Here is a 5,325-nt window from a genome sequence, read left to right on the forward strand (position 1 = left end):
GCAATGCGCCGTCGCCGTGCGGATCAATGATGCTCGTCGACATGGGTGACCACTCCTGCGGTCGCCGCCGCGGGCTGCGACGCCGCGCCCACGGGCGGCGGCAACGCGGGCGGCCCGAACTTCGTGCTGGAGCGACGGCAATGCGATCGTCGCCTTGCCGACGTGCAACGCCGACACGATGCTCGCCAGCACGACGTTCGCGACGGCGGCCCGGTAGCTCCGCGACGGCAGCGTGGCGGCAGTGGCCGCGACAGGCGATTCGGTCATCTCCACCTCCGTTGAAGCGGCCGCGTGCAACGGGATGCTTCACGCGTCCGCGATCGGACTGGCGCACATGATACAAATTGAAGTTCACTTCAAGTAAAGGGGTAACGTGCGCAACGATCCGTTCCGCCGATCGCGGCAATGGTTCGGCCTGCCGCTGTACCGCGCCGCCGGATTCGTGCTGCTCAGTCGTCGCCTGAACGCGAATCGAACCGCATCGGTCATCACCGCGCGTCTCGCGATTCGTCTCATTGCGCTGAGACGAGCGTCCCAGCGTCTCACCCGGCTTGCCGTTTAGCCATCGCAGCAAACTTCACGCCACGCCCCCGTCAGATCGGTTCCTGTCAACGAATAGGGAAATGGTGCGTCGCATCACATACATCCCGTCCAATCGCCGCCGGATGCCCCCACGCGAGCTGGCCCCGTTCCTGCATACCGGTCGTTCGCGCACTCGCGCGACGGGCGCACCGGCAGCCACGCCTCGCGCCCGACGACAACCTGATGGAGACAGCAACGTGAGTACACCGGCATCGACCACCGCCCCCAGCATGAAAGCCGCCGTCTGGCACGGCCGCCACGACATCCGCGTCGAACAGGTTCCCGTTCCCGAGCGCCCGCCGGCAGGCTGGGTCACGATTCGCGTGCACTGGTGCGGGATCTGCGGCTCCGACCTGCACGAATACGTCGCGGGCCCCGTCTTCATCCCGGTCGACGCACCGCATCCGCTGACGGGCCTGAAGGGCCAGTGCATCCTCGGCCACGAGTTCAGCGGCGAGATCGCCGAACTCGGCGCGGGCGTGACGGGCTACGCGGTCGGCGATCGCGTGACGGCCGATGCCTGCCAGCATTGCGGCACCTGCTGGTATTGCAAGCATGGGCTGTACAACATCTGCGAGAACCTCGCGTTCACCGGGCTGATGAACAACGGCGCATTCGCCGAATACGTGAACGTGCCGGCCGAGTTACTGTACAAGCTGCCCGACGACTTCCCGACCGAGGCCGGCGCGCTGATCGAACCGCTCGCGGTCGGGCTGCATGCGGTGAAGAAGGCCGGCAACATCGTCGGGCAGACCGTCGTCGTGGTCGGCGCGGGCACGATCGGCCTGTGCACGATCATGTGCGCGAAGGCCGCGGGCGCCGGGCGCGTGATCGCGCTGGAAATGTCGGCCGCGCGCAAGCAGAAGGCGCTGGAGGTCGGCGCGAGCGTCGTCATCGATCCGAAGACGTCCGACGCGATCGCGGAAGTCAAGGCGCTGACCGGCGGCTACGGCGCCGACGTGTCGTTCGAGTGCATCGGCCACACCACCACCGCGAAGCTCGCGATCGACGTGATCCGCAAGGCCGGCAAGTCGGTGATGGTCGGCATCTTCGAGGAGCCGGCGCCGTTCAACTTCTTCGACATCGTGTCGACCGAGAAGGAAGTGATCGGCTCGCTCGCGTACAACGGCGAATTCGCGGACGTGATCCGCTTCATCGCGGACGGCCGCATCGACGTGCAGCCGCTCATCACCGGGCGCATCGCGCTCGGCGACATCGTCTCGCACGGCTTCGAGGAACTGGTCAACCACAAGGACCGGAACGTGAAGATCATCGTTCAGCCCGCCATCGCCTGAGCGCGCGCGCGGCCGCGGCAGCGATTCGCGCCACGGCACGCGTGCGGCAAGTGTCACCCTGAAGCGTCGCCCGTGCACGGGCGGCGCGCCGGCCTGCCATTCCCTCCCAGCGCCCCCTCCTTGTCGCCGTCGTCCGTCGCGAACTTCGTGCCGCGCACCGATCGAACACGACGATCAGAAACATTCGCAATCCAGACCATCCGTCGTCATGCGCCACCGGTCCGGTGCGTGCCTAGGGTTTCTCCGGATCGAGCGCGATTCGTCCGATGTCGACAGGACACTGACGCAAGGTGATCCTGTGCAGGGCACGATCCGGCCTCCCTGCCGGGATTGTTTCCGCCCCCTTTGAAGGCGGCCCCCGCCCCCCACAAAACCTTACGGTGTCACGGCGCCGACAGGCCGAGAATACGGGCCCACCCGGGATAGCTTGCAAACATGGTGTGTCATGAATCGTTCATTCTCGTTTAGCCGGGAACGCGCATATAACATTGGATCGCTGACGATCCAGCAGAAGACCCATATCGGCTTCGCACTCGTCACCACGCTGCTGGCCTTGCTGTGCGGCACGATCATCTGGGGGAGTTTCCGGCAATACCGGCAGGAGAACGCCGACCTGCAGAGCTTCGAATTCGTCCGCGGCGCGATGAGCGCCGCCAACGTGATCTCGGCCGAGCGCGGCCCGACGAACGACCTGCTGGTGCGCCTGCAGGACGACGGCGCCACCGAGGTCCGCAACCTGCTCGCCGCGCGCGTGCGTTCCGACCAGGCGCTCGACCGTTTTCGCGGCGGCATCACGCAGGCGACCGTGCTCGACGATCGCGAACGCAGCAACCTGCTGCATGCACTCGACTCGGTCCGGATCACGCTCGCCGATGCGCGTACGGAAGTCGATGCACTCGGCATGCGGCCGCTCGCGACACGCAGCGTTCACGATATCCAGCACGCGCAGGCGCGCCTGTTCCGGATCGTCGACACGCTGTCGCTGCTGATCGACGGCGCAATGACCGACACCGCGATGGGCGACCCACGCACATCGGGGGCGATCCTGCTCGCGCGGCTCCTCGGCGATCTCCGCGAATACGCGGGCCGCACGGGCTCGCTGCTCATCGCGCCGATGTTCGCGCGGCAGGCGCTCGACCGCACGCAGTTCGCGGACATCATGCGGATGCGCGGCCGCATCGAGCAATTGCGCGCGCTGATCGACAGTTCGATCGGCGCACAGCTCGACGACCCTGACGTGGCACGCGAATACGCGCAGCTCAACGGAGCCTTCGACGCGCACATCCTGCCGCTCGTCGACGCGGCCGTCGCCGGCGGCAAGAACGGCGTCTATGCGATGACTGCGGCCGACTTTTCCCGCGCGATCGTGCCGCATTTCCGGCCGAGCGAGCTATTGCGCGACCGCGTGATCGACCTGGCCCGGCGTCGCGCGATCGGCGACCGGAACACCGCCCGGATCAAGGTCGCGTTGTCGGCATTCGCCACGACATTGTGCATCGCGATCCTGGCCTCGCTCGCGCGCGGCGTGCAGCGACTGCTGTCGAAGCCGCTCGATGCGCTCGGCCGCCGGATCGTCGCGCTCAGCGATGGCGATACGTCGCACGTCGCGATGCCGCGCGGCATCGGGCCCGAAATCACGCAGATCCACGACGCGCTGGAAACCTTGCGCAACGCGACCGTCCGCCGCGACATGCTCGAACGCCAGCGCAACGACATGCTGACGCTGTTCTCGCACGACATGCGCGCCCCGCTGACCTCGCTGATCATCCTGATCGACACGCAGGCGCGACGGGCGGGCGACGTGCAGATGAAGCAGCAGTTCGCGAGAATCGGCAAGCTGGCACGGCACACGCTGGCGATGGCCGACGGCTTCGCGCAGCTCTCGCGTGCGGAGGCCAGCGACTACGAACGCGTGCCGGTCAACCTCGCCGACCTGATGAACGAGGCACGCGACGCGGTGTGGCCGCTCGCGCACCGGAAATCCATGTCGATCGACGACGTGCCGCGGCGCGACGACACGATCGTGCTCGGCGACCCGGCGCTGCTGTCGCGCGCGCTGATCAACCTGCTGGACAACGCCATCAAGTACAGCGCGTCGCTGACGAGCGTCGAATGCAGGGTCGAGCCGGGCGCCGACGGCAAGACCGTGCGCTGCATGATCCGCGACAGCGGGTGCGGGATCAGCAGCGCGGACCAGACGCGGCTGTTCGAGCGTTACCGGCGCTTCCGCACCGCCGGCCAGCCGGAAACCAGCGGCGTCGGGCTCGGCATGGCGTTCGTCAAGACCGTCGTCGAGCGGCACGAAGGCACGATCCACGTGCACAGCGTCATGCTGCAGGGCACCACGGTCACGATCACGCTGCCGGCCGCGGCGCTTCCATGACGAGGGCGCCGGCGACGCCGGCGGCAAGCAGCCGACTCAGCACCGCAACCCCGCCCGCTTTTTCGATATACTCAATCGAACCCTTTTCGGGGCAACCGCGGGCCACCACGCCCCTTGCAGGTTCGCCCCAACCTGCGTGGGATTGCTCACCGTGAAACCGCGAGCCGGACTGATCCTCGAACTCTTCGTCAACCTGGTCCTGCCCTGGGTTGCCTACCGGGCCGCGCAGCCGTATTTCGGCGAAACCGGCGCGCTGTACGCGTCGGCGGTCCCGCCGATCATCTGGTCGATCGTCGAATTCATCCGCTCGCGCCGCGTCGATGCGGTGGCGGCCATCGTGCTGCTGGGCATCGCGCTGTCGATCCTCGGGATGGCGCTCGGCGGCAACGCGCGCACGCTGCTGATGCGCGAATCGCTCGCGTCGGGCACGATCGGCGTCGTGTTCCTGCTGTCGTTGTTCCGCGAACGCCCGCTGATCTTCTACCTCGCCCGCGCCACGGTGGCCCGCGAGATGGATGGCGGCGCCGCGCATTTCGAAACCGTCTGGGAAGCCCAGCTGGGGCTGCGGCAGATGCTCCGGCGGATGACCTTCGTGTGGGGCGCGTTCATGACGCTGGAAATGCTGCTGCGCCTCTGGATGGTCGTGACCTGGCCGGTCGAACGCGTGCTGGTCGTGTCGCCGGTCATGGGCTACACCGTGTTCGGCTGTCTGCTGCTGTGGACGTTCTGGTACCGGCGGCGGATGCGCGAGCGCAACAGCGTCCACGTCCCGGGCCGCGACAGCATCACCGAAACCGCCGGCCGCTGACCGCTCTCCACCGGCATCGCAAGAGGGCTGCTGTATGATGCGCGGCGTCTCGTCCGACGAATGCCGCTCCTGTCATGTCCCTTTCGCTCCTTCCGTCCGCCACGATCTGGCTCGCCCTGTTCGCGGCCGCCGCGTTCGCGTGGCATCGCCCGCAGCACGGCCTGAGCGCCGGCCTCGCCGCGCTCGGCTATGCGTGCGCGCTGGCGTTCGGCAAGCTCGGGCCGCTCGCGCTGGCCCCGCTCGCGTTGCTGGCCGCG

General features: G+C 67.6%; 4 protein-coding genes and 2 pseudogenes. 5 read left to right on the forward strand and 1 reads right to left on the reverse strand.

Annotated features, from left to right (window positions below):
- Positions 1-267, reverse strand: a pseudogene (locus F3J15_RS38020) (hypothetical protein); the annotation flags it as partial.
- 106 nt (positions 268-373) lie between these two features.
- Between F3J15_RS38020 and F3J15_RS36845 the strand changes: the two are divergent.
- The 5 genes and pseudogenes from F3J15_RS36845 to F3J15_RS36865 form a co-directional block, all read left to right on the forward strand.
- On the forward strand, positions 374-562 hold the full coding sequence (locus F3J15_RS36845) for a hypothetical protein (protein WP_166897666.1): 189 nt from the start codon (positions 374-376) through the stop codon (positions 560-562).
- Between the two features lie 250 nt (positions 563-812).
- Positions 813-1,877 carry a 2,3-butanediol dehydrogenase gene (locus tag F3J15_RS36850; RefSeq protein ID WP_069251765.1) on the forward strand — a complete coding sequence of 355 codons (1,065 nt, stop codon included), beginning with the start codon at positions 813-815 and terminating at the stop codon, positions 1,875-1,877.
- A gap of 445 nt (positions 1,878-2,322) precedes the next feature.
- Entirely contained in the window at positions 2,323-4,260 is a 1,938-nt protein-coding gene (locus tag F3J15_RS36855) for a HAMP domain-containing sensor histidine kinase (RefSeq protein WP_166897668.1), read from the forward strand.
- 151 nt (positions 4,261-4,411) lie between these two features.
- Positions 4,412-5,068, forward strand: a complete 657-nt coding sequence (locus tag F3J15_RS36860; RefSeq protein WP_166897671.1) for a VC0807 family protein — start codon at positions 4,412-4,414, stop codon at positions 5,066-5,068.
- Positions 5,069-5,142: 74 nt separating this feature from the next.
- Positions 5,143-5,325 (forward strand): annotated as a pseudogene (locus tag F3J15_RS36865) (CPBP family intramembrane glutamate endopeptidase); the annotation flags it as partial.

Origin of the sequence: Burkholderia sp. Ap-955 (genome assembly GCF_011753045.1) — a bacterium.
Taxonomy (GTDB): Bacteria; Pseudomonadota; Gammaproteobacteria; order Burkholderiales; family Burkholderiaceae; genus Burkholderia; species Burkholderia lata_D.